This window comes from Arthrobacter sp. fls2-241-R2A-200 (assembly GCF_030209745.1).
Lineage (GTDB): Bacteria > Actinomycetota > Actinomycetes > Actinomycetales > Micrococcaceae > Arthrobacter.
This window is the reverse complement of the sequence record NZ_JARVRJ010000014.1, coordinates 102,115-125,078: the sequence shown is the minus strand read 5'-3', so window position 1 is coordinate 125,078 and position 22,964 is coordinate 102,115. Positions and strand designations below refer to the sequence as shown.

23 protein-coding genes and 1 pseudogene are annotated in these 22,964 nt (G+C 63.0%); 1 reads left to right on the top strand and 23 read right to left on the bottom strand.

Features of this window, described 5'->3' with window-relative positions:
- Positions 1-7 precede the first annotated feature (7 nt).
- The 4 genes from miaB to QRN42_RS15375 form a co-directional block, all read right to left on the bottom strand.
- Positions 8-1,540 (bottom strand): tRNA (N6-isopentenyl adenosine(37)-C2)-methylthiotransferase MiaB, encoded by a 1,533-nt coding sequence (gene miaB, locus QRN42_RS15390; RefSeq protein ID WP_284980016.1) that lies wholly within the window; start codon positions 1,538-1,540, stop codon positions 8-10.
- The gene (locus QRN42_RS15385) at positions 1,540-2,013 is read right to left on the bottom strand and encodes a regulatory protein RecX (RefSeq protein WP_502869517.1); all 474 of its coding nucleotides are present in this window, start codon (positions 2,011-2,013) and stop codon (positions 1,540-1,542) included. Before QRN42_RS15385 ends, miaB begins: the two co-directional genes overlap by 1 nt.
- A gap of 70 nt (positions 2,014-2,083) precedes the next feature.
- Positions 2,084-3,124, bottom strand: a complete 1,041-nt coding sequence (recA, locus tag QRN42_RS15380; protein WP_284976615.1) for a recombinase RecA — start codon at positions 3,122-3,124, stop codon at positions 2,084-2,086.
- Between the two features lie 263 nt (positions 3,125-3,387).
- Positions 3,388-3,612, bottom strand: a complete 225-nt coding sequence (locus QRN42_RS15375; protein ID WP_410551051.1) for a DUF3046 domain-containing protein — start codon at positions 3,610-3,612, stop codon at positions 3,388-3,390.
- Positions 3,613-3,653: 41 nt separating this feature from the next.
- Between QRN42_RS15375 and QRN42_RS15370 the strand changes: the two genes are divergently transcribed.
- Positions 3,654-4,220 carry a MarR family winged helix-turn-helix transcriptional regulator gene (locus QRN42_RS15370; protein WP_284980014.1) on the top strand — a complete coding sequence of 189 codons (567 nt, stop codon included), beginning with the start codon at positions 3,654-3,656 and terminating at the stop codon, positions 4,218-4,220.
- A 71-nt stretch (positions 4,221-4,291) separates the two neighbouring features.
- Here the strand turns inward: QRN42_RS15370 and QRN42_RS15365 are convergent, their stop codons facing one another.
- The 19 genes and pseudogenes from QRN42_RS15365 to QRN42_RS15275 form a co-directional block, all read right to left on the bottom strand.
- Positions 4,292-4,726 carry a helix-turn-helix domain-containing protein gene (locus QRN42_RS15365; RefSeq protein ID WP_284976613.1) on the bottom strand — a complete coding sequence of 145 codons (435 nt, stop codon included), beginning with the start codon at positions 4,724-4,726 and terminating at the stop codon, positions 4,292-4,294.
- 137 nt (positions 4,727-4,863) lie between these two features.
- Complete coding sequence (locus tag QRN42_RS15360; RefSeq protein WP_284980064.1) at positions 4,864-5,370, bottom strand: CinA family protein; 507 nt, start codon at positions 5,368-5,370, stop codon at positions 4,864-4,866.
- A gap of 2 nt (positions 5,371-5,372) precedes the next feature.
- Positions 5,373-5,975, bottom strand: coding sequence for a CDP-diacylglycerol--glycerol-3-phosphate 3-phosphatidyltransferase (pgsA, locus tag QRN42_RS15355; protein ID WP_284980013.1), 603 nt, complete (start codon positions 5,973-5,975; stop codon positions 5,373-5,375).
- Positions 5,976-5,999: 24 nt separating this feature from the next.
- Positions 6,000-8,918 carry an FtsK/SpoIIIE family DNA translocase gene (locus QRN42_RS15350; RefSeq protein WP_284980012.1) on the bottom strand — a complete coding sequence of 973 codons (2,919 nt, stop codon included), beginning with the start codon at positions 8,916-8,918 and terminating at the stop codon, positions 6,000-6,002.
- Positions 8,919-9,026: 108 nt separating this feature from the next.
- On the bottom strand, positions 9,027-10,718 hold the full coding sequence (locus QRN42_RS15345) for a ribonuclease J (RefSeq protein ID WP_284980011.1): 1,692 nt from the start codon (positions 10,716-10,718) through the stop codon (positions 9,027-9,029).
- 27 nt (positions 10,719-10,745) lie between these two features.
- Entirely contained in the window at positions 10,746-11,657 is a 912-nt protein-coding gene (gene dapA / locus QRN42_RS15340) for a 4-hydroxy-tetrahydrodipicolinate synthase (protein ID WP_284980010.1), read from the bottom strand.
- A gap of 80 nt (positions 11,658-11,737) precedes the next feature.
- Positions 11,738-12,073, bottom strand: a complete 336-nt coding sequence (locus QRN42_RS15335) for a hypothetical protein (RefSeq protein ID WP_284980009.1) — start codon at positions 12,071-12,073, stop codon at positions 11,738-11,740.
- A gap of 104 nt (positions 12,074-12,177) precedes the next feature.
- Positions 12,178-12,666: a hypothetical protein gene (locus QRN42_RS15330; protein ID WP_284976606.1), complete on the bottom strand. Its 489-nt coding sequence runs from the start codon at positions 12,664-12,666 to the stop codon at positions 12,178-12,180.
- Positions 12,667-12,669: 3 nt separating this feature from the next.
- Positions 12,670-13,428: a 4-hydroxy-tetrahydrodipicolinate reductase gene (dapB, locus tag QRN42_RS15325; RefSeq protein WP_284980008.1), complete on the bottom strand. Its 759-nt coding sequence runs from the start codon at positions 13,426-13,428 to the stop codon at positions 12,670-12,672.
- A 51-nt stretch (positions 13,429-13,479) separates the two neighbouring features.
- Entirely contained in the window at positions 13,480-13,935 is a 456-nt protein-coding gene (locus QRN42_RS15320) for a molybdenum cofactor biosynthesis protein MoaE (protein WP_284980007.1), read from the bottom strand.
- Positions 13,925-14,425 carry a MogA/MoaB family molybdenum cofactor biosynthesis protein gene (locus QRN42_RS15315; RefSeq protein ID WP_284980063.1) on the bottom strand — a complete coding sequence of 167 codons (501 nt, stop codon included), beginning with the start codon at positions 14,423-14,425 and terminating at the stop codon, positions 13,925-13,927. The genes QRN42_RS15320 and QRN42_RS15315 overlap by 11 nt, the downstream gene beginning before the upstream one ends.
- On the bottom strand, positions 14,422-14,955 hold the full coding sequence (gene moaC / locus QRN42_RS15310; protein WP_284980006.1) for a cyclic pyranopterin monophosphate synthase MoaC: 534 nt from the start codon (positions 14,953-14,955) through the stop codon (positions 14,422-14,424). Before moaC ends, QRN42_RS15315 begins: the two co-directional genes overlap by 4 nt.
- Complete coding sequence (locus QRN42_RS15305) at positions 14,943-16,163, bottom strand: molybdopterin molybdotransferase MoeA (RefSeq protein ID WP_284980005.1); 1,221 nt, start codon at positions 16,161-16,163, stop codon at positions 14,943-14,945. The genes moaC and QRN42_RS15305 overlap by 13 nt, the downstream gene beginning before the upstream one ends.
- Before the next feature lie 77 nt (positions 16,164-16,240).
- Complete coding sequence (locus QRN42_RS15300; protein WP_284980004.1) at positions 16,241-17,788, bottom strand: molybdopterin-dependent oxidoreductase; 1,548 nt, start codon at positions 17,786-17,788, stop codon at positions 16,241-16,243.
- On the bottom strand, positions 17,775-18,998 hold the full coding sequence (locus QRN42_RS15295; protein WP_284980003.1) for a sensor histidine kinase: 1,224 nt from the start codon (positions 18,996-18,998) through the stop codon (positions 17,775-17,777). Before QRN42_RS15295 ends, QRN42_RS15300 begins: the two co-directional genes overlap by 14 nt.
- Positions 18,985-19,719 carry a response regulator transcription factor gene (locus tag QRN42_RS15290; protein ID WP_284980002.1) on the bottom strand — a complete coding sequence of 245 codons (735 nt, stop codon included), beginning with the start codon at positions 19,717-19,719 and terminating at the stop codon, positions 18,985-18,987. Before QRN42_RS15290 ends, QRN42_RS15295 begins: the two co-directional genes overlap by 14 nt.
- A 350-nt stretch (positions 19,720-20,069) precedes the next feature.
- A pseudogene (locus QRN42_RS15285) lies at positions 20,070-21,535 on the bottom strand (protein adenylyltransferase SelO).
- A gap of 90 nt (positions 21,536-21,625) precedes the next feature.
- On the bottom strand, positions 21,626-21,937 hold the full coding sequence (locus QRN42_RS15280; protein WP_284980001.1) for a hypothetical protein: 312 nt from the start codon (positions 21,935-21,937) through the stop codon (positions 21,626-21,628).
- Between the two features lie 80 nt (positions 21,938-22,017).
- Complete coding sequence (locus tag QRN42_RS15275) at positions 22,018-22,761, bottom strand: hypothetical protein (RefSeq protein ID WP_284980000.1); 744 nt, start codon at positions 22,759-22,761, stop codon at positions 22,018-22,020.
- Positions 22,762-22,964: the final 203 nt, after the last annotated feature.

The following is a 22,964-nucleotide window of genomic DNA, read 5'->3' as shown; positions in this document are numbered from 1 at the left end:
CCCGTTGCTAGGCGCGACGGGGCGGCAAGGTCGGCATGCCCAGTGAAACGCCCGACGACGAGCCGGAAGCTGATCCGGGTGCCGGGACTCCGCAGGAGTCGGCCTGGGCCCGGTCCCACGCGTCACCGGCGCGCGAACGGCGCAAGTGGTAGTCCGCAGGAGTCAAGGAATCGGCGACGAGGTGGAACGCTGCGGCCTCGGTAATGGTCACGGTGACGAAATCACCTGGACGCGGCGCTTCTGCCCCTTCCGGCACGGAAAAATGGACCAGCCTCTGGTCCTTGGAACGGCCGGATAAGCGGTGCGTTTCTTCGGCTTTACGTCCAGCCTGGGAGGTCACGAGGACTTCAACTTTTTGCCCAAGTTGCCTGGCGTTCTCTTCAGCGGCGATACGGTCCTGGAGCGCCGTCAGCCGCTCGTAACGCTCCTGAACCACCTCTTTGGGGAGTTGTTCCGGCAAATCAGCAGCGGGTGTGCCGGGCCGCTTGGAGTATTGGAAGGTAAATGCCGAAGCAAACCGCGACTTCTCCACAACGTCCAAGGTGGCCTGGAAGTCTTCCTCGGTTTCGCCCGGAAAGCCCACGATAATGTCGGTGGTGATCGCCGCACCTGGGATCCGCTCGCGCACCTTATCGAGAATCCCGAGGAACTTGCTGGACCGATAAGAGCGCCGCATATCCTTGAGGACCTTGTCGGATCCCGATTGCAGCGGCATGTGCAACTGCGGCATGACATTAGGTGTCTCAGCCATGGCGTCGATGACGTCGTCCGTGAACGCTGCAGGATGGGGACTGGTGAATCGGACCCGTTCGAGGCCATCGATCTCACCGCAGGCCCGCAGAAGCTTCGAGAACGCCAGGCGGTCTCCGAATTCAACACCGTACGAGTTCACATTTTGACCCAGCAAGGTCACTTCCACTGCTCCGTCATCGACGAGTGCCTGAACCTCGGCCAGGATCTCTCCCGGACGTCGATCCTTCTCCTTGCCCCGCAGCGAGGGAACTATGCAGAACGTGCAGGTGTTGTTGCAGCCCACGGAGATCGAGACCCAACCGGAGTAGACAGAGTCCCGCTTGGTAGGCAGCGTGGACGGGAAGACGTCCAGGGATTCGAGAATCTCCAACTGGGCTTCGTTGTTGTGGCGGGCCCGGTTGAGCAAGGCTGGAAGGGCCCCGACGTTGTGGGTACCGAACACGGCGTCCACCCACGGTGCCTTTTTGACGATGGTCTCCCGGTCCTTCTGGGCCAGGCAACCGCCAACAGCGATCAGCATCCCGGGATTGGCGGCTTTGACCGGCCGCAGCTGGCCCAGGTTTCCGTAGAGCTTGTTGTCCGCGTTCTCGCGCACAGCGCACGTATTGAAGACCACGACGTCGGCGACGTCGCCCTCTGCCGGTACGTAACCCGCCTCCTCGAGAAGTCCCGCCATGCGCTCAGAATCATGGACGTTCATCTGGCAGCCAAAGGTCCGGACCTGATAAGTCCTGGGGTGGGCCAAAGGGGCAGGGGCGGCTGTTGGGGAAGGAATGGTCAAACTCACTACTCAAGGGTACCGGCTTCCGCCAGTACCTCACCGACGATCCTGAATGCCAACGAAGGTGCATAGCCTTTGCGGGCCAGCATGGACGCCAGCCTGCGAGTGTATTTGTCCCTTTCGGCGCGGTCCGACAAATCGACGCCCGCCCGCAGTTTTCGCTGGACGAGCTCCCGGGCGGCCGATTCCTCATCTTCATCGCTGAGCTGCGACAAAGCTTCCTCTGCCGCCTCCAGGTCGATGCCCTTCTCGGTCAGTTCACGCCGGAGTGCGCCCTTGGCCAACTTCTTGGTCTGTGCACGACTCCGAACCCACATCCGCGCGAACTCGGCGTCGTCAATGAGCTGTACTTCCGCGAATCGGTCCAAGACCGTCTCAGCGACGTCCTCGGGAACATGACGCTCGGCAAGTTTTCGCGCGAGCTGCAGCCTGCTCCGTGGCGCCATTGTCAACTGCCTCAGGACAATGGCACGCGCCACGGATTCAGGATCAGGTTCGCGTTCCGGATCGGTTTCGGCATCAACGGGCACGGGCGAACGCCGGGTTCTATTAACCGTCAACGGCCTTGAGCTTCGGGGAGTCCGCTTCCGGCTTGACACCCACGCCGAGCTTTTCCTTGATCAATCGTTCGAGCTCCTGGGCCAATTCGGGATTGTCCCGCAGGAAGCGCCGCGAGTTCTCCATGCCCTGCCCGAGCTGGTCTCCGTCGTAGGTGAACCACGAACCGGACTTCTTGATGATGCCGTGCTCGACACCCATGTCGATAATACCGCCCTCGCGGGAGATGCCCTGCCCGTAAATGATGTCGAACTCGGCGATCTTGAAGGGCGGAGCCATCTTGTTCTTGACGATCTTCGCCTTGGTGCGGTTACCAACGGAATCCGCACCCTCTTTCAGTGTCTGAATCCGACGGACATCGATACGGATTGAAGCGTAGAACTTCAGGGCCTTACCACCGGTGGTGGTTTCAGGGGATCCGAAGAAGACGCCGATCTTTTCACGGAGCTGGTTAATGAAGATGGCGGTGGTCTTGGTTTGGCTCAAGCGGCCGGTGATCTTACGCAACGCCTGGCTCATGAGGCGTGCCTGCAGGCCCACGTGGGAGTCGCCCATTTCGCCTTCAATTTCAGCGCGGGGTACCAACGCTGCCACGGAGTCGATGACGATGACGTCCAGTGAACCCGAACCGACCAGCATGTCCATGATTTCCAGGGCCTGCTCTCCGGTGTCCGGCTGGGAAACGAGGAGTGCGTCCGTGTCCACGCCAAGCTTTGCTGCGTAGTCTGGATCCAGTGCGTGCTCGGCGTCGATGAAGGCTGCAATGCCACCGGCGCGCTGTGCGTTCGCCACCGCGTGCAGGGCCACAGTGGTTTTACCCGAGGATTCCGGGCCGTAGATTTCCACGACGCGTCCCCGCGGCAGGCCGCCAATGCCAAGGGCGACGTCCAGGGCTATGGAGCCGGTGGGAATGACCTCGATGGGAGCGCGGGTGTCATCACCCAGACGCATGATAGAGCCTTTGCCGAACTGCTTATCGATCTGGGCAAGCGCTGCTTCGAGCGCCTTTTCACGATCCGGGGCTGCCGCCATGGTTCACACCTCTGATGCTTTCTCGCTGTGGAGTGGCCCGAAGGGCCGCTTTCCTGTCATGTCAGACGCTATTACGGTGCCCTGACATTTTTTCAAGCCGATCCCTGCTATGTGGATAAACGGGGCTGCCGGATGCTCTGGAACGCGTCTTTCAGGATCAATTTTCCTCTTTCAGGAGCATATCCCCATCCGAACAGATATTCGAACAAATCACCGCGGTGTGTCTCCGGCGGGTCGGACGTCAGCGCCAAGTGGGTAGGGCCTCAGTTGGCTGCGGGCTTGATATCCCGGCCAAGCCTTCGCTCCGGCGGGACATCCTGGACCTCGCACATCGCCAGCCAGACATCGCGGGGCTGAAAGCCCGAGGCCAGGGCGTCCACGGCCGTTCGTCCGCCTACGCCGGCCAGGACCAGGGAACTGGCGAGGACCCGGGAGTAACCGGACCCGAACTCGTCGTCCATCAGCCGCCAAAAGTCACTTGCCCTCACGGATAGAGTCTCTCACAGCGACGGACTCTAGAATGGTTGCCATGAGCAATCCTTTCCCGAACGCGCCGTTGTCGGCCGTCGGAGGCGACGCCGAAGATGATGCCCTTCGGCAAGTGGAACACCAACTGAGCCTGCTCCTGCGGCGGGCGCGTTCGCTGTCCCAGCAACTGTCCCGCCAGGTTCATCCCGACATGGAGCCTGCGGCTTACGGGCTACTGACCGTCATTCGTAAAGATGGTCCGATCCGGCTGACGGAGCTTGCAACCTGCATTGGCGTCGGAAAACCATCAGTCAGCCGGCAGATTGCCTTCCTTGAGAGCATCGGGCTCGTCTACAAGGAAGCCGACCCGCAGGACGGCAGGGCCCAGTCAATCCGATTGACGGACAAGGGCGAAGAAAAGATGCATCAGGTCCAAGACGCCCGGAAGCAGGTTTTTCGCGAACGCCTGGGCGAATGGCCGGCGGAAGATGTCCAAGCGTTGGCAGACTACATGGGCCGGCTCAACGCCGTATACGGAGACGGACTCCTGAGGGAACCCTCTTCCAAGGAGCTGGCCCCCAAGGAACCGGCCCCCACCAACTCAGGTTCCAGCCAACAGGCACGCTGATCCTCTCCGTACAACAAAGGGTCCCCAAGCCGACAGGCATGGGGACCCTTTGTGCTCCTCGTGGAGGACTCTTAGCGAGCGCCGGACAGCATCCCCTGGGGGAAGTCGTCCGTGAGGTCCATATCGCGACCATAGCGCTGGGAAAATTCTTGTGGAACGGTGTCCGGGACTGCAACACCTTCGGCTACTGCCACACGGTCGCTGACTTCACGAAGCATCAGGGACAACGGGACGTCCAAGGCGGTGCAAATGGAGGACAAGAGTTCCGAGGAGGCCTCTTTCTGGCCACGCTCAACTTCGCTCAGGTAACCAAGCGATACACGGGCACTGTGCGAGACCTCGCGAAGGGTACGGCCCTGGCGCTGGCGGACATCGCGCAATACATCACCAATTTCGTGGCGTAGTACAACCATTTTGCGCTCCTTCTGTTCGCTCTGTGCCTGACTAGCCAAGCCCACATCCCTCCAGCGGACAACGCCGTTTACGGATACGGGCTGCTTTACCATCTGGATCGCCTTACTCCCTCGTTCATCCGGGTCGCTGGCTTGCGGACCCGGTTAATGTCTTCATCCTAGGCGCCCCGGCTCATCCGAGGCGACACAATGACACAACTATTGGGAATGACTTTTTGTTCCCGGCTACTTTACGAACGGTAACCAACCTCACCAAGGGCGGCAAGCAGACGCGCCAAGGCGGCTTCGCATGACTGCTCCCTGATACTGTGCCTGTCCCCGGAAAAACGGTATTCAAACGATGTTTGTCCTGTTTGCGTGGCAACACCGATGAAAACCGTGCCCACCGCTTTGCCGTCGTGCGGTTCAGGACCGGCCACGCCCGTGGTGGAGATTCCGACATCGGCGCCGCAGACTCGCCGGGCTCCGGTGGCCATTTCAGCAGCCACCCGGCCGTCAACGGATCCGACGTCGGCCAGCAGTTCCGTAGGGACGCCGAGGACACCGGCCTTGACTGCATTGTGGTACGCGACAACGCCGCCCTGCAGCATGCCTGAGGCGCCCGGCGTATTGGCAAGTGCAGCAGCGACCATCCCGGCAGTGAGCGACTCCGCAGTCGCGACGGTGAGGTGCTGCTCGATTGCGCGGGCAACCACTGCGGCCGCGGACTGTGCCGAGCCCGAGGCGGCTACCGGCATGCTCACGCGCGCCGTCCGGCCGCGCGGAGTTTCATCGCCTGGATCACGTACTCCACACCGGTCCACAGCGTGATCGCCAGTGCAACCATCATGACTCCGAACGCCACGTACACCAGCCAAGGGGCCATCGCCCCCAGCGGCAGGATGTAGAGGAAGATGGCCGCGGTTTGCACCACGGTCTTCAGCTTGCCGCCCCGGGAGGCGGGCATGACCCCGTAACGGATCACGAAGAACCGAAGGGCAGTGATCCCCCACTCCCGGACGAGGATGAGGATGGTGGCCCACCACGGGAGTTCGCCGAGTACGGACAGAAGGACCAAGGCCGAGCCGATCAGCAGTTTATCGGCAATGGGATCGGCGATCTTCCCGAAGTTCGTGACGAGACCACGGGCCCTGGCGATGTCGCCGTCGAGCTTGTCTGTGTAGATCGCGACCGCAAAAGTGAGCACGGCGGCCCAGCGCCACAAGCCGTTCCGGGAATCGTCCGCGAGCAGGAACCAGATAAAGAACGGGACCAGGACGATGCGCAGCATCGTAAGGATGTTGGGCAGGTTCCAGATGTCGGAACTTCTCGACGCGGTGGTATCGCCCTCGGCTGTAGTCACCCTTCTAGGCTACAGTCTTTGGAGCTACCGCCCGGTGAGTGACCAGGCGTCCTCGCCGCCGTCGTCGTCATCCGGACCGTCAGCACCGTCGTGGTACTCAATGGCCTGCGTGCGATTGTCCAGGTCTGCTGCCACAAGGTCTTCTGCGTAACCGCCGACGGCGATATTCGAGTTTGCGTTGTCGCTGAGGGCAGCCGTGTGCGCGTCGGGCGCAGTGGGTGATTCCTGGCCCTTCATCGCTGCGAGGACCGCTGCGAGATCGTCCGGCTTGACCAGGACGTCCCGCGCTTTGGAGCCTTCGGAAGGGCCCACCACGCCCCGCGATTCAAGAAGATCCATGAGCCTGCCGGCCTTCGCGAAGCCGACGCGAAGCTTGCGCTGGAGCATTGAGGTGGAGCCGAACTGCGTGGTGACCACCAACTCGGTTGCCTGCAACAGGACCTCGAGATCGTCCCCGATGTCGTCGTCGATCTGCTTCTTGGGCGCCTCTGCGGCAACGTCGTCACGGTAGACGGCTTGGAGCTGTCCCTTGACGTGCTCCACCACCTTATGGATCTCCGACTCGGTGACCCAAGCGCCCTGGACGCGCATCGCTTTGGAGGCACCCATCGGCAGGAACAAGGCGTCACCTTGGCCGATGAGTTTCTCGGCACCCGGCTGGTCCAGCACAACGCGGGAGTCGGTAACAGACGAGGTAGCAAAAGCCATCCGGGACGGAACGTTGGCCTTGATCAAACCTGTGACCACGTCAACGGATGGGCGCTGGGTCGCAAGGACCAAGTGGATGCCAGCGGCACGGGCCAGCTGGGTGATGCGGACAATCGAGTCTTCGACGTCGCGCGGAGCCACCATCATGAGGTCGGCGAGCTCGTCCACGATCACCAGCAAGTACGGGTAGGGCTTGATGACGCGCTTGGAGTCCACTGGCGGCATTACCTTGCCCGCCCTGACCGCTTTGTTGAAGTCGTCGATGTGCTTGTAGCCGTAGTTTGCGAGGTCGTCGTAGCGGGCGTCCATTTCCCGGACGACCCACTGCAGCGCCTCGGCCGCCTTCTTCGGGTTGGTGATGATGGGCGTGATCAGGTGCGGAACGCCCTCATAAGCGGTCAGTTCCACGCGCTTGGGGTCCACCATGACCATACGGACTTCATCGGGGGTGGCCCGCATGAGGATCGACGTAATCATGGAGTTCACGAAGCTGGACTTACCGGCACCGGTAGCACCGGCCACCAGCAAGTGCGGCATCTTGGCAAGGTTGGCTACCACGTAGCCGCCCTCAACGTCTTTGCCCACACCCATGACCATGGGGTGGTCCGTTCGGCGCGCATTCTGGCTCCGCAGGACATCGCCCAAAGAGACAGTTTCGCGGTCCGTGTTGGGAATTTCGATGCCGATGGCGGATTTGCCCGGGATGGGGCTCAGGATGCGGACATCGCTCGACGCCACGGCGTACGAAATGTTTTTGGACAGCGCCGTGACGCGTTCAACTTTGGTGCCGGGCGAGAGCTCGATCTCGTAGCGGGTGACCGTTGGACCACGGCTGAACCCGGTCACCGCGGCGTCAACGTTGAACTGGGTGAGCGTATCGGTCAACGCAGCGACGACGGCGTCATTGGCCTCCGTGCGCTCCTTCGGAATGGAGCCCGGCGCCAGGTAATCGGAGGAAGGCAGCGTATACGTGACATCTCCAGCGAGCGAGAGTTGCTCGGTGCGCTGCGGGATGGGCGTGGGAGGTGGTGCCGGCGCCGCCGGACGGGCCGGAACCTGTTCCGCGGCGCGGGCGCTGACCTGCGGCGCCGCCTGTGGCGTGATCATCGGAATGGCTTCGGTGGGGTTGTCTATCCCGGCAGCTCCACCCAGGCCTTGGGCGGCCTTGATCTTGCCCACTGCGATCTCGGCTTGGGTGGGGCGCCGCACGCCCGGCGGCACACGGGGACCGGAACTACCCGCTGCATCGGAGTCGTCGGAAGCTTCGGTCGATTCGTCGTCGTCGATGATTGCGTGCTCAAAGGCCTCGTCACCGACGTAACCCTCAAGTCCGGGACCAGGGTCCGTATCCTTGCCGAAGAAGCGAGAGCGCCTCTTTTTCTTTGGAGCGGCGGCCGCCTGGCTCTGGTAAAGGTAGCTGCGATCGTGGCCGTCATCGCTGGCGTCGTCCATCAGGTCAATGCCCATGAGGTGGTCATAAGCCCCGCGGATACGGGACGGAATGGCGCCAAAGGGTGTCGCCGTCACAATCAACACGGACACGAAGGCCAAGAAAGCGTAGAGAGCCAGCGGAACGGCACGATGAATTGCTGCCAAGGGCGCTGCTGCCAAGAAGCCGAGCATTCCACCCGCGTTCCGGAGGCCTTCGAATCCATCGCCCACCGTGGGGAGGCCGCCGAAGACATGGGCGAGCCCGCATCCGGCAAGGGTCATGATCATGAATCCGATGCCTACGCGGTTGTTTCCCCGCCCATCCTGGGGACGGCGGAACAGCCGGAAGGCGCACACAAAAAGCATGAACGGGAGCAACAGCGTCATCCAACCGAAAGTTCCGTTGACCACGGCATGAACGGCGTCAGGAAGCCAGCCTGTTAGGCCCCACCAAGCGAAAGTGGCAATAGCCACCGCCAGCACGAGATTGAAAAGTGCTGCTCCGTCCCGGCGGTCGGCCGGGTCAAGGTCGCTGACGTCTTGGCCTATACGGCGGACCCCTGCGCCTACAAGATGGCCCAGTCCTTGCCACGCGCCTGAAAGCATGCGCAGCGGCAGTGGAACCACGGGCTCGACGGCGGCTGCTTGCTTGCTGCGGGCAGTGCTGCCGCGACCGGTCCTGGCGGCGGATGAACCGCTTTTCGACGCGGCTGCGCTGGTTTTGGATGCGGCTCCGCTCCGGCCTGTTCCGCCGGGTTTACTGCTGGAGCTGCCTCGTGGCGCGGAGGTAGTACGGGTCGCCATACAAGCCACGCTACCCCAAGGGGGCCTGAAATCCGGGGATTTCAGGCCCCCTTCGGGAACATGTTCAATGGCATTGACGCCTCACGCGCGCAGACCGGTTACTGAGGACTACGCCTCCAGGACCACAGGGATGATCATGGGACGCCGGCGGAGCTTGCGGTTGACCCAGGTGCCAATGATTCGCCGGACGACCTGTTGCAACTGGTGGGTAGTGTGGTCCGCGTGGTTGAGCACTGCTTCTTCGAGGGCGGCATTGATCTTGGGGATGATCTCGTCAAAGACGGAATCGTCCTCAGCAACTCCCCTGGCGTGGATTTCCGGTCCGGACACGATCTTTCCGGTGTTTCTGTTGATGACCGTGATGATGGAAATGAATCCCTCATCGCCCAGGATGCGGCGGTCCTTCAAATCGGCGTCGGTAATTTCCCCCACGCTGGACCCGTCCACGTAGACGAAGCCCACCTCCACTTGGCCCACGATGTTGGCCACGTGGTCTTTCAGGTCGATCACGGTGCCGTTGTCACTGAGGATGATGCCGTCGGACGGCACGCCTGACTCCAACGCAATGTTGCCGTTGGCAATGAGGTGCCGCGTTTCGCCGTGGACCGGCATGGCATTGAGCGGCTCGAGAATGTTGTAGCAGTAAAGGAGTTCGCCTGCTGCGGCGTGCCCGGAGACGTGGACTTTTGCCGTGCCCTTGTGGATTACGTCAGCACCGAGCTTCAGGAGCCCGTTGATGATGCGGAAGACTGCATTCTCGTTACCCGGAATCAGGCTGGAGGCAAGAATGACGGTATCGCCTTGGCCTACGACCACGCGGTGGTCGCCGTTGGCCATGCGGGAAAGCGCAGCCATGGGTTCACCTTGGGAACCCGTGGACATGAGGACCACACGGTCATCGGGCATAGTGTCAATGTTCTTGATGTCCACCACGATGTTTGGCGGCACATCCAGGTAGCCGAGCTTGGCGGCAATGGCCATGTTGCGCACCATCGACCGGCCCACGAACGCGACTCTGCGGTTGTGCTTTGCAGCCGCATCCAGCACCTGCTGTACACGGTGCACGTGGGACGAGAAAGACGCCACGATGATGCGCTTCTTGGCCTGGCCGAACAGGCGATCCAGGGTGGGACCGATCTCCTTTTCGGCCGTGGTGAACCCGGGCACGTCGGCATTGGTGGAATCTGCCATGAAAAGGTCCACGCCTTCTTCACCCAAGCGGGCGAAGTGCCGGAGATCGGTGATTCGGCCATCCAACGGCAACTGGTCCATCTTGAAGTCGCCTGTATGGAGGACGTTTCCGCCGTCGGTCCGGATAAAGACCGCCAAGGCATCCGGGATGGAGTGGTTGACAGCAACGAATTCACATTCGAACGGCCCGAACTGCTCCACCTGGCCTTCGGTCACGGTCAGCGTGTACGGCTTGATCCGGTGTTCCTGCAGCTTTGCCTCGACCAGCGCGAGGGTCAGCTGGGACCCGATCAGCGGGATATCAGCCTTCAGGCGCAGAAGATACGGGACAGCACCAATGTGGTCTTCGTGGCCGTGCGTCAGCACAACTCCAACGACGTCCTGCAGACGGTCCTCGATGTACGAGAAATCGGGCAGGATCAAATCGACTCCGGGTTGGGTCTCCTCAGGGAAGAGCACGCCACAGTCAACCACCAACAACTTGCCGTCGATTTCGAAGACAGCCATGTTGCGGCCGATCTCTCCCAGTCCACCAAGCGGAACTATCCGCAACGTACCTTTCGGCAATTTAGGCGGAGTAACCAGTCCAGGAAGGGCGGTTTGGGTCATATTTTGCTACTTTCCGGCGAAACGGTCCTAGACAGAGAAGTCCATTCCGGCTTCGGCCAAATCCCCGCGGATGGTGTCGATCTCGGCCTCGTCCGGCTCCACGAGGGGCAAACGGACAACCGAGTTGGGCAGGACTCCCTGCCACTTGAGAATCTGCTTGGCGGCTACTGCGCCTTGGACCCGGGTCATGGTTGCACGGACCACAGGCTCCAATTCAAAATTGATGGCTCGCGCTGTGGCGAGGTCACTGGCGTTCATGGCGTCTACCAAGTCACGGAAGCGACGCGTGGCAACATGGGTGGTCACACCTACGAGCCCCACTGCCCCCAGCGCCATCCACTGCAGCGTCAATCCGTCATCGCCGGAGTAGAACACCAGATCCGTCTCGGCCATGACGCGGGTGGCGGCGGCGAAATCGGCTTTGGCGTCCTTGACGGCCACGATGTTCCGGTGCTTGGACAACGCGATCATGGTTTCGGGTGCGATCGCCACCGATGAACGGCCCGGGATGTCGTACAGCATCACCGGCAGGTCCGTAGATGAGGCAACAGCCTCGAAGTGCGCACGAAGCCCCGACTGACTCGGCTTGTTGTAGTAAGGGGTAACCACGAGAAGGCCGTCGACGCCGACTTCGGCAGCGCGCTGGGAGAGATGCACGGAGTGCGCCGTGTCGTTGGTCCCGGTCCCTGCGATGATGGCAGCTTTGCCACCGACAGCTTCCTTGACTGCGCGGAACATGCCCAGGTTCTCGTCGTCCGTAAGGGTGGACGTCTCGCCGGTGGTGCCCGTGACCACCAGGCCATCGCAACCGTCCTCGACGAGTTTTTCCGCAAGGGCCGCGGCCTGGTGGTAATCCACCTTGCCGTCCTCGGTGAACGGAGTAACCATGGCGGTCAGCAGGGTACCAAGGGCGGGAATGCGGGCGTGCGAGTCAGACATAGGAAAAACGTTACCTTGTCCGGGGCATGTTAGAAGAATGGGTCCGTGTGATGGTACTCATCCAGGCTGTTGGGCAGGGGTTACGGGGTGACTGTCCGCCGACCGGGATGGCCGGCACAATACTGCTCCACGGCCCGTTCCTTGAGGTGCTCGGCCCAGCCGACCAGGCGCTGCGCAGCCCTGACGTATTCGAAAAGTTCCAACGGCGTCAGGGAGTCCAGGTCCGTTTCCGACAAGCGGCGCGCCAACTCTGCCCCGGGCTCCTGTTCGGCAAGCACTTTGCCCTCCCGGTGCCACTGGGTGTCTTCCGGGGACTTACCCGTGACGAGTTGCCGGAACAGAAAGTCAACCACTCCCGGACTCATGGCTTTCATCGGCTCATGGAGGCCTTCGGGCAGCTTGGCTACATCACTCATGCAGCAATGCTATTCGAACATATATTCGAACACAAGGCTCATCCAAAGTCCGGAACCGGGGACGCTGCCTCCAGCGCAAAGGAAGGGGGCGCTTTCGGCTGAGGCTACCGTCCAGCCGTCGTTGCTTGGGACCGGAAGAGCCTGACGGCATCCCTCATGGACTCCCGCGCCCGCTTCCGATCCCCTGATGCGTCGTAGGCGCAGCTCAAACGGAACCACGAACGCCAATCCCCGGGCGCTGCCTCCGCCTCCGCACGGTACTTCTCGAACTCGGCGTCGGCGGCCGCACGTACTATCCGACCCGCAGGTGTCCGGGGCAGCTCGTCGACCGGCAAACCACCCTCGGCCTCCAGGACCTTGGCCATTTGCTCAGTCCTGGCACCGAACAGGAGCTCGCGGATCATCGCCCACGCGCCGATGAGGGGCAGGACAAGGTAAGCGGCACCGATTGCCTTGGCAATGAGGTTGGCATCGCCAAGCAGGAGGATTGAACGCTGCAGGGACACCACCAGATACAGCACGAGTAACAGGGTGATGGCGCCGACCCACACTTTGGTGCGGTTTTTCTTCAGCACGCTCCAGAAGTTCCCCATGTCCTAGAGCCCCAGATCCAAGTAGCCGTCCAAGCTAACGGTCAGGCCGGGGTGGGACGAAACCTGGCGCAATCCCAGCAACACGCCGGGCATGAACGAGGCTCGATCGAAGGAATCGTGGCGGAGCGTCAACTGCTCCCCCGGCCCGCCGAACAGGACCTCTTGGTGTGCCACGAGGCCGCGGAGTCGCACGCTGTGGACGCGCACGCCGTCGACATCGCAACCGCGAGCCCCCTCCAGGGACGACTCCGTAGCGTCCGGGCTGATCGGAACTCCAGCTTCCTGGCGGGCTTGGGCGATGAGTTGGGCGGTGCGGACGGAGGTGCCGGACGGAGCATCGACCTTGTTTGGGTGATGCAATTCAATGATTTCCACTGACTCGAAGTATTGCGCGGCTTTGGCGGCGAACGCCGAAGCCAGCACTGACCCCAAGGCAAAGTTGGGTGCAATGAGGACACCGGTTTCGGTGTGGGCTTCCAGCAGTTTCCGCAAAGATGCCAACCGGTCCGCGTCCCACCCGGTCGTTCCCACCACAGCGTGGATGCCATGCTCGACGGCGAAGCGGACGTTTGCCTCGGTGGTGTCCGGAACCGTGAGGTCCACAACATACTGTGCACCGGCGTCGAGAAGTGTATCCAGGGAATCTCCGCGGCCCAGGGCCGCCACGAGCTTCATGTCGGCAGCTGCGTCGACGGCCTTGACAGCTTCACGTCCCATGCGTCCGTTGGCGCCAAGTACTGCAACAGCAAGTTGTTCGGTCATGGCGTTAACCCTACCGCCGGGCTACCCGCCGGCTGGAACCGTGACCCGACGCTACTGCCCCGCACCAACCCATTCCACGGAGCCATCCGCGAAGAACTGCTCCTTCCAAATGGGGACCTGCGCTTTGATCCGGTCCACGAGCTCCGAGCACACCGCGAACGCTTGGCCGCGGTGTGCTGCGGCCACGGCGCACACCAGCGCGGGATCGCCGATCTCCAGCATGCCGATCCGGTGTGCGGCCCAGATCCGGACGGGCTGCTCGGCTTCTCCGTGGTGCTCGGCGACGAGCTGCGCAACGACGTCGGACATGACCTTGTGCGCCGTGGGATGGGCGCTGTAGCTCAACCGCTCCACTGCCTTGCCGCCGTCGTGATTCCTGACGACGCCGCTGAAGCTGACCACTGCCCCGGCGGTGTCGGATTCAACGGCTGTCACCGCTTGGTCCACGGAGATGGGCTCGGCACTCAGCACGGCGTTCAGGACTTCGAAGTCCGTTTCAGTGCCCATGACTTCCTTCCATTTGCTCGCAGAGATGCCCGATCACGGGGTCAAGGACGGCCAGTCCATCCATGACACCCTTCGGGGATCCCGGGAGGTTGATAATAAAGGTCTTCCCCGAAACGCCGGCGTGGCCACGGCTCAACATCGCCAAGGGTGTTTTGGCAACTCCTGCCCGCCTGATGCCCTCCATGAGGCCGGGAATATGCCGATCCAGTAGCGGCAACGTCATCTCGGGAGTCCGGTCGTCGGCGCTGAGGCCGGTACCTCCGCTGGTGATCACCACCGCAGGATCCTGCGTAAGGAGCGCCCTCAATGCAGCGCCCACCGGTTCGCCGTCGGGAACCACCATGGTGGGGAACGTGGTAAAGCCGTGTTCGGTGAGCCAATCCTGGATGACCGGACCGGTCTCGTCCGGGTAAAGGCCCGCCGCCGCGCGGGTGGAGGCAATCACGACGCCGGCCTTCCGCGGCCCGTGGTGCGGCTCGCAGGCGTTCATGAGCGGGGCTCGGGTGACGCGGGCTGCTCGGCGTCCAGCGACCAATCGCCGCTCTTTCCGCCACTCTTGGCGAGGACCAGAATGTCGGTCAAAACGGCATGCTTGTCCACGGCTTTGATCATGTCGTAGATGCTGAGCGCGGCAACGGACACTGCCGTCAGCGCTTCCATTTCGACGCCGGTAACTCCCCGGGTCTTCACGCTCGCCAGAATCCGGACCGCGTCGGCTGACAATTCAAAGTCCACGGTGACTTTGGCCAGGGGCAGCGGATGGCACAGCGGAATGAGCTCAGGAGTTTTCTTGGCGGCCATAATCCCCGCCACCCTGGCCACCGCGAGCGCATCGCCCTTGGGCAGCTCGCCTGCGCCAAGCAGGGCCAGGACGTCGGGCGTGCTCCGGACAGTCGCTGTGGCTGTTGCCTCGCGGGTTGTCTCGGTCTTCCCGGACACGTCCACCATCTGGGCGGTGCCGTCATGCCGCAGGTGGGTCAGGCCGGGAGGGTTTTTGGGATGTCGATTCACAGCATCCATACTTCCACCTCGGCGCCGTCGGGAAGTTCTGTGACATCGCCGGGGATGTGCACCAAAGCGTTGGAACGGGCCAGCGCGTGGACCAGGTGGGAACCTGCCCCGCCTTCCAAGCGGACTGAACCGTCCCCTTGCAGTGTGCCGCGTCGAACCTGGTGCTTACCCTGTGGGGAGGTCAGGCTCTCCCCCAAGCGTGCAGTCCGGGACGTCCGCAGTGCCGGGGCGCCGTGAACCAAGGACAACGCGGGCCGGAGGAACATTTCGAAAGAAACCAAGCAGCTGACCGGATTACCCGGGAAGCCCAGGAACGGCACCTCGTCGAACGTGCCCACGCCTTGCGGCCCCCCGGGTTGCATGGCAACATGCACAAACTCCACGGGCTGGGCCGCCATGGCCTGGCGGACCACCTCATAGGCGCCCTTGCTCACTCCCCCGGTGGTGAGGATCAGATCCACCGGGTCCTCCGAAGCTCCCGTATGCCGGCGCAGCAGCCGCAGGAGGCTGCCGGGATCGTCGTCATTGATTCCGGCCCTCACTACTCCGAGGCCCGCCTGGCGCATGGAAGCTTCCAAGAGGGTTCCGTTGGAATCGTAGATTTTTCCTGCCGTGAGCTCCTGCCCCGGCTCCACCACTTCATCTCCGGTGGTGACCAGGAGCGCGCGCAAGGGCTTACGGGTCTGGACGGTCATCATTCCGAAGGCCGCCAGGAGGCCGAGTTGGGCGGGGCCCAGCAAAGTGCCTGCGGCGAGTGCCGCGGTCCCTGCTGCGATGTCGCTTCCCGCGTCCCGAACGTAGGTGCCCGGTTTCACTGGCGGCAGCTGCACCACGGCGTCGGGTGTTTCCGGTTGCGGAAAGGAGTCCGGCGTCGCCTTTTCGATGGGCACGACGGCGTCTGCCCCCTCGGGGATCATGGCCCCGGTCATGATCGGTGCGGCGAAGCCGGGGCGGAGCGGTGCTGGCACCGCACCTGCCGGGACCGGTTCAGCGACACTGAGCTGCGCGCCGTCGTCGGGAATGTCCTGGGAGCGCACCGCAAAACCGTCCATCTGGGAATTCGCGAATGGCGGCAGCGACAACGGCGCTCGGACATCCACGGCGAGCACTGCGCCCAGCGCTTCCAGCAACGGCAGGTCCTGGGCGCCCTTGGACCCGGAGATCCCCGATAAGAGGTCCACTACTGCCTGGCGATGGTCCTGGACGCTTCTGGGCACGGTTTTCCTCCTGCGGCATGCCGGCTCAACGTTAGGGTCCGGACGTAACCAGCGTAGTTCTTCGGGTCACAGTTCTTTCAGGTCACTTTGAGATTGATGGTGTGGTAGCCCGTAGCACCGTCCGGGGCCGCAGGAGCCCGGTCTTCGGTCTGCGCAGTGCCGGTGGAATCGGTGGCGCGCACCTGGACTTCGTAGTCACCGGGGCCGAGATCGAAGCTGCATTGCCACTGATACCACGTGTCCGTGGAAATCGCGCTGGCAAGAGTCGCCTGTTGCCATGGTCCACGGTTGGTCCGCAGCTCTACACGCTCAATCCCCCGGTGCTGGGCCCAGGCAACTCCACCGAACTGCACCCTGCCATGTTGGACACTGCGGCCGTTGCGTGGCACATCGATCCGTGATTCGGTCTTGATGGGTCCGTGATCACTCCATCCGCGCGGCGTCCAGTAACCGATGTCATCGGCGAACCGCGTGACTTTCAGCTCCGTGAGCCACTTGGTGGCCGAGACAAAACCATAGAGCCCAGGCACGATCATCCGGACGGGGAAACCGTGCTCCAGGGGTAGCGGTTCACCATTCATTCCTACAGCCAGGAGCGCATCCCGGCTGTCGGTCAAGGCCTCCAAAGGTGTGCCGGCTGTCCAACCGTCACTGCTGGTGGAGAGCACCATGTCCGCTCCCGCCTTAGGTCCGGCCATGGCCAAGAGTTCCCGGACCGGCCATCCGAGCCACAAAGCGTTGCCGATCAGATCTCCGCCTACCTCGTTGGAAACGCACGCTATGGTGATGTGCCGGGCCGTCATGGGCTTGGTCAAGAGGGTGGCGAAATCGAGTTCAACTTCCCGGTCCACCATCCCGGTGACCTTGAGTTTCCAGGTAGGCGGATCGATCCCCGGCACCGTCAAAGCGGTGTCGATGCGGTAAAAGTCCCGGTTCGGGGTGACGAGCGGGCTGATACCGTCCACGGGCAAGGTCGCCCCCGGCGGGATGGCTTGCGCTGCTGTTGCCGGCGCCGGGAGTGCCAGGGAACTCCGAAACCCGGAGGCAGCCGCTGTGGCCCTCGTCATCACGGTGGTCAGGGTTCCGGCAACGACGGCGGCGATGGACGTTCCCGCCAGGGTGTTTAGGAAACTGCGCCGCGCAATGGGCGCCGGGGCGTGAGCTTCCATTCCCGGTGCGGGCGGGCGCGGGGTCCAGGTGGCGAGCCGCCGGATCAGCGCCCGGAGCAGCAACATCGTCACCACGGCGGCAACGACCGGCGCGAAGGCCGCTTGCGTGGTGGCCTGCGCACGGGTCACGACGGCGGTCAGCCCGGCGATCCCTGCCAATCCAGCCAGCGCGAGGCCCAGGCCCGCCCGACGACGCTCCAGGATGCCGGCCAGCGCTGAGAGGACAGCGGCTACTACCACGATGGAAACGATGAGTACGGCCTTGTCCGAGGTGCCGAAGAGTTGGATCACCAGATCCTTGACACCTGGCGGCACAGCATCGATCACTGCGCCGCCGAGGGCTGTTACCGGCGAAACTGACGGGCTCAGGAGGCCGGCGACCAGCTCACCGACGGCGACTCCGGCTGCACCGGCGGCGAGGCCAGCGGCCGCGGCCCACAACCTAGGCCTGTTCATGAAGTGCCTCCCGGGCAGTGGTGGGTGGTTCGAGGTGCCGCGCATTTCGGGTCGGTGGTGTGGTGGGAAGGGACAAAACGAAGCGGCAGCCGCCGTCGACGTTCTGGACGGCGACCGCCCCGCCATGTGCCTTCACGATCCCCGCCACCATGCTCAGTCCGATTCCGGCCCCGTTGTAGCGTCCTTGCAAGGGGTCGGAACTGCTGCGCGACGAATCCTTTTGCCAGCCTGTTTCGAACAGGTGCGGCAGATCCTCCGCCGGAATGCCACCGCAATGGTCCTGCACTGAAACCACTGCGTTCCCGTCATCGCTCCCGACGCTGACATGGACATCAGTATCCGGTTTGCTGTAGAGGATGGCGTTGTGAAGCACGTTCCTCACGGCGCGGGCCAGGCTGGGTCCATCGGCCACCGCCATGCACTCCCTGTTGCCGCCGCCGTCGAGCCTGATACCGCGTTGCGCGGCCAAGGGTGTGAGGTCTGAGATGGCGTCGCTGACCAAGTCATAGAGATCCAGGGCCTCAGCCCGGAGCAGGAGGCTCCCGGCCTGGATTTTGGACAGTTCCAGAAGATCGTTGACCATGGCCGTCATCTGTTCGGTCTGGCCGATGATTTTCCGGTAGTAGCCAGGGACATCGGTGGCCATGCCGTCCTCGAGCGCTTCGGTCATGGCGCGCACACTCGCCAGGGGTGTCCGCAGATCGTGCGAGATCCAGGACATCAGCTCCCGGCGCGCGGTCTCCATGGCCGCTTCACGTTTCCGGGACTCGGCCAAGTTGCGGCTGCTTGCTTCCAATTCGGTGGCGAGCTCTGCCAGTTCTGACGTCATGGCCGGAACGGGCCTACGGCGGTCTTCGACGCCCGAATCGAGTGTTTCACCCCGGCCCAGGCGACGCGCGGGCTCCACCAGCTTGGCGGCGTTGCGGGAAACGCCCGCCCCGAGCATGAGGGACAAGCAAACAGCCACCGCCGATGCCATGCCCAGGATGTACCACATGACTTCGAGGTCCCTGGCGGAGATGAACATGGCGTTGAAGGCGCTGACCATGCCGGCCACCAGGACGGCTACGGTGGCCAGGACCACGAGGCAAATTTGGGTCAGCACCGAAGCCCTGCCAAGTGCCCGCAGCAGCGCCAGCGCTCCTGCTCCAATCACCACGGCCCACAGCAGGACCCAGGCGAGGATCGTGACGAGTTCATTGCCCTGCATGCCCGGATCCTTTCGCCTCGAAGCGATAACCGACGCCCCACACGGTCTTGATGAGTTCGGGCTTGGTGGGGTTGACCTCAATTTTTTCCCGCAAGCGGCGAACGTGCACCGTCACCGTGGAAAGGTCTCCGAAGTCCCAGCCCCACACGGCCTTGATGAGGTCTTCCCTGCTGAATACCTGGTTTGGCCGCCGCATGAGGAATGCCAAGAGATCGAATTCCCGGGCGGTCAGGGCCAAGGGCGTGCCGTGATGCTTGACCGTGCGGGCCGCTGGATCGAGTTCGATTCCGCCGGCTTCCACCGGAGGTTCAGGCGCGAAATCCTTGATGCTCCGGCGCAATACGGACTTCACCCGCAGGACCAGTTCCCGGGGTGAGAAGGGTTTGGTGACGTAGTCGTCAGCACCCATCTCCAAGCCCAGGACGCGATCTTCTTCTGCCCCCAGGGCGGTCACCATGATCACCGGGACGGTCATGCTCAGGCGCAGCCGCCGGCACACCTCAACTCCGTCCAAGCCGGGAAGCATCCTGTCCAGGATCACCAAGTCCGGTTTACGTTCCGCTGCCAGGGCCAGCGCGGTGAACCCGTCCCCCGCGACATCCACTTGGAATCCGGCCTTGAAGAGATATCCGCGCACAACATCGGCGATGGTCTGTTCGTCCTCTACCAAAAGGATCCGACGGTTTCCCGGATCCGCCGATACCGCCGCATGTGTGGTCACGCTTTCAGCATAGGTACGCGAAGGTGCCTCGGCACGCGCTGCGGGCACCAAGTGGGCAAGTGTACGAATTCCGTAAGGACTTCGACGCGCTACAGCGGCGAATGGTCACGTCCCGGGCGCCGATGCCGGCCTTGGTTCAGGAGTTGCCGGCTACCGGGGTGGAAGGGCCAGCGCAGCCCGGCCATCCCTGGCCCGCCTGGCGCGAAGAGATCACCTCGAGGAACAGATTCAGCAAAAACTAAGGGACGGTACGGCTGACATTGGTCGAACCGTTCGATGTGGAGAACGCGTCCGACGTCGCATGGACCGGCAAGAACCTCCGTCCTGGTTTTTAGAGTTCCTCGGCCAGGTCAGGTTCCGCAGAAAGTCGAGTAGTTGCCGAAATCCTCCGGCGCGCCCTCCGCGTATCGTTCCAGGCCGGGACGCTCGGTAAAGGGCTCGGTGACGGCCACGAGAAGTTCGTGCAGCGGAGCAAGCTTTCCATTCGTAGCCGCTGCAAGCGCCTCTTCCACGAGGTGGTTCCGGGGAATATACGCCGGGTTTACACTGTCCATCAGTTCCGCGTCGGGTTCAAGCGCAAGCCACCGCTCCGCCCAGGCGTCAAAGGCCGCAAGGTCAAGGACCATCCCGTGCACGGGACCGAGGTCTCCGCGGGCGGCCTTGCCCAGGCGCCGGAAGAACAGGGTGTAATCCACCGGGCCGTCTTTCAGGATGGCAATAACGTCATCGACCAGACTGGACGCGGCAATGTCTTCTTTTGCGCCGCTTGCAAGGCCGAGTTTGGCCTTCATACCTTCGGACCAGGCTTTGCTATAGTTTTCGCGGAACCCGCCGAGCGCCTCCATTGCCAGAGCCACGGCCTTCTCCTGGTCCTCGTGGATGAGCGGCAATATGGCCTCGGCAAGGCGGGCAAGGTTCCATTCGGCCAGCACAGGCTGATTGGCGTAGGCATAGCGTCCGCTGACGTCGATGGAACTGTAGACGGCGGCAGGATTGAACGCGTCCATGAACGCACACGGGCCGTAGTCGATGGTTCCCCCGAGATGGTCATGTTGTCCGTATTCATGACCCCGTGCACGAATCCCACCAGCATCCAGCGCGCCACCAGGGCTGCCTGTGCAGCGCCGACGGACGAGAGCAATGCAAGGTAGGGGTTTTCCGCCTCGGCATCCTGCGGGTAGTGCCGGCTGATGGCATGGTCTGCCAGCCGTTTCAGCAGGTCCATGTTTTCAGTTGCCCGGGCATATTGGAAACTACCAACGCGCAGGTGGCTGCCCGCTACCCGTGCCAGGACCGCGCCGGGCAGCATAGTGCTGCGGCGGACTTGCCTCCCCGTTGCGACGACGGCCAGCGAGCGGGTAGTGGGGATGCGCAGCGCGTGCATCGACTCACTGATGAGGTACTCCCGCAGCATAGGCCCGAGGACTGCCCGGCCGTCTCCCGCACGGGCGAAGGGCGTGCGGCCCGAACCTTTCAGGTGGATGTCGACGACGCGTCCGGCGCGATCGGTAACCTCACCCATAAGTAGGGCGCGTCCGTCGCCGAGCAAGGGCGAATAGCCGCCGAACTGGTGGCCGGCGTAGGCCTGTGCCACGGGCGTGGCACCGTCGGGAACGTGGTTCCCGACCAGGAGCCGCACCCCTTCGAGGTTGCGCAGGTACTCAGGGTCGAGGTCCAGGTCCTTAGCCAAGGCCTCGTTCAGCACGAGGAGCTCGGGGCCCGGCGCTTCCTCGGCCTGCCAAGGGACGGCGAGTTCGGGCAGTTCGCGGGCGAAACGGCCGTCAATAGTGACAGTGGACTCGGCTGCTGCCGTCATGGTTCATCCTTCTCGCTGTGATTTGGAGATGATTCGCCCATTCGTTGCCGCGAATTGGGCCAGCAATCGGTACTCGGGCGGGCAGTCCCGCTAATGTTCCAGGTCGTCGGGCTCGAACTCACTGAGCGGTGACCCGCCGAATTCTTCCTCTTCGTCGCTGGCGTCCGCTTCCCGTCCGGTGGGGGCTTCACCGAAATCGATGTCTGCTGCTGCTTCCTCAAGTGTGGGCGTGTCCGGCTTGGCCCGCTCGTCCCCGAGGCGGGTAAGCGGCTGGGCGGCTTGTTCCCGCGTCTTCCCGTCGCTCAGGAAGTCTTCCTCTTCACCCGAGACAGCCTCGTCTGACGTCAAAGGGTCCTCCTGCGCAACGTCCAGCTCATCGTCAGGGAGGTTCTGCTCAGTCATGATGATGCCTTCCGCGTTGACCTGAGAGCATGTAGTACTAAGCCTACTGACGATTGCTGGGGATGTGAACATCGAGGGGTTCAGAGTCCGAGGTCCTTGACAGCGGTGACCCAGTTGGTCGCGATCGCCTTCCGGGCTGCGGCGAGGGCGACTTTGTGCGAGCACACGGCCTTGTTCAGTTTGGTCTCGACGGCGTCTTTCGGGTTGGTGGTGCCCGGGGCGCCGACCCGGTTCGGTTCCGGCCACAGGTTGGAGACAGCATTGGTACCGCCCAGCTGGAGCGAAATCAGGTGGTCGTACTCAGTGGAGGACGCACGGGTTTGGCCGTACTGGGTCAGGCTCAGGGCCTTGATCTTGTCAGTATCGGAGGAGGGGGCCCGCACGGTGTTCGTGTAGCCGGACTTGCAGATCGTGGAGCCCAGGTTGTCCTGCGTGACGGCGGGGTCCACAGCGCCGGGGGTGCAGGCCGGGTCTGGCAGGTACAGCCCGGCCGGCGCGTCCACGGTGCGCACCTCGCACTGGCCGGCGACGAGGTTTTCATCGATGGCGACCTTGTCCGGTGAATGCACGACCCTCACGTCCGCCGCGGTGCCGGGAAGCGGTCCCGCCGGGACCGCTGAAACGGAAGGGGCGGTCCCTGCGGCCGGCGCCGAATCCGCTGAGCTGTCCTCGCCGTCGGCCGGAGAGGACGGGGCTGCGGTGGCTGCAGCCTTCGGCGAAGCACTGCGGGTCTTCTGGGAGTTGGCGTAAAGGAAACCGACGACCACGAGTGCGGCAATAATCAGTGCGGCGAACAGAACAAGGCGTTTGCGGGAGAAAGTCATGGGTCCTATGTGTACGGCGGGCGGCGATTCTGTCCTCAAGCGTTTGTAGGACGCAGAGTATCTTCCCACCTCAAGCGGTCAAGCGCTGTCAGGCGCGACGGTTGGAATGTCTAAGACCGACCGGTCATTTCGCCACCGCAGCCTGTCTCGAGGTCAAGTTCGTGATCTGACACTCTCTGAGTTTCCGGGCAGCGTTATCCATC

Coding starts and splice junctions, on each gene's coding strand:
- recA (WP_284976615.1), bottom strand. CDS start 3,124: ATGGCGGCAGCCCCGGATCGTGAAAAGGCGCTCGAAGCAGCGCTTGCC.
- QRN42_RS15370 (WP_284980014.1), top strand. CDS start 3,654: ATGAGCAATCCTTTCCCGAACGCGCCGTTGTCGGCCGTCGGAGGCGAC.
- QRN42_RS15365 (WP_284976613.1), bottom strand. CDS start 4,726: ATGGTAAAGCAGCCCGTATCCGTAAACGGCGTTGTCCGCTGGAGGGAT.
- QRN42_RS15360 (WP_284980064.1), bottom strand. CDS start 5,370: ATGCCGGTAGCCGCCTCGGGCTCGGCACAGTCCGCGGCCGCAGTGGTT.
- QRN42_RS15350 (WP_284980012.1), bottom strand. CDS start 8,918: ATGGCGACCCGTACTACCTCCGCGCCACGAGGCAGCTCCAGCAGTAAA.
- QRN42_RS15345 (WP_284980011.1), bottom strand. CDS start 10,718: ATGACCCAAACCGCCCTTCCTGGACTGGTTACTCCGCCTAAATTGCCG.
- dapA (WP_284980010.1), bottom strand. CDS start 11,657: ATGTCTGACTCGCACGCCCGCATTCCCGCCCTTGGTACCCTGCTGACC.
- QRN42_RS15335 (WP_284980009.1), bottom strand. CDS start 12,073: ATGAGTGATGTAGCCAAGCTGCCCGAAGGCCTCCATGAGCCGATGAAA.
- QRN42_RS15330 (WP_284976606.1), bottom strand. CDS start 12,666: ATGGGGAACTTCTGGAGCGTGCTGAAGAAAAACCGCACCAAAGTGTGG.
- dapB (WP_284980008.1), bottom strand. CDS start 13,428: ATGACCGAACAACTTGCTGTTGCAGTACTTGGCGCCAACGGACGCATG.
- QRN42_RS15320 (WP_284980007.1), bottom strand. CDS start 13,935: ATGGGCACTGAAACGGACTTCGAAGTCCTGAACGCCGTGCTGAGTGCC.
- QRN42_RS15315 (WP_284980063.1), bottom strand. CDS start 14,425: ATGAACGCCTGCGAGCCGCACCACGGGCCGCGGAAGGCCGGCGTCGTG.
- moaC (WP_284980006.1), bottom strand. CDS start 14,955: ATGGATGCTGTGAATCGACATCCCAAAAACCCTCCCGGCCTGACCCAC.
- QRN42_RS15300 (WP_284980004.1), bottom strand. CDS start 17,788: ATGAACAGGCCTAGGTTGTGGGCCGCGGCCGCTGGCCTCGCCGCCGGT.
- QRN42_RS15295 (WP_284980003.1), bottom strand. CDS start 18,998: ATGCAGGGCAATGAACTCGTCACGATCCTCGCCTGGGTCCTGCTGTGG.
- QRN42_RS15280 (WP_284980001.1), bottom strand. CDS start 21,937: ATGACTGAGCAGAACCTCCCTGACGATGAGCTGGACGTTGCGCAGGAG.
- QRN42_RS15275 (WP_284980000.1), bottom strand. CDS start 22,761: ATGACTTTCTCCCGCAAACGCCTTGTTCTGTTCGCCGCACTGATTATT.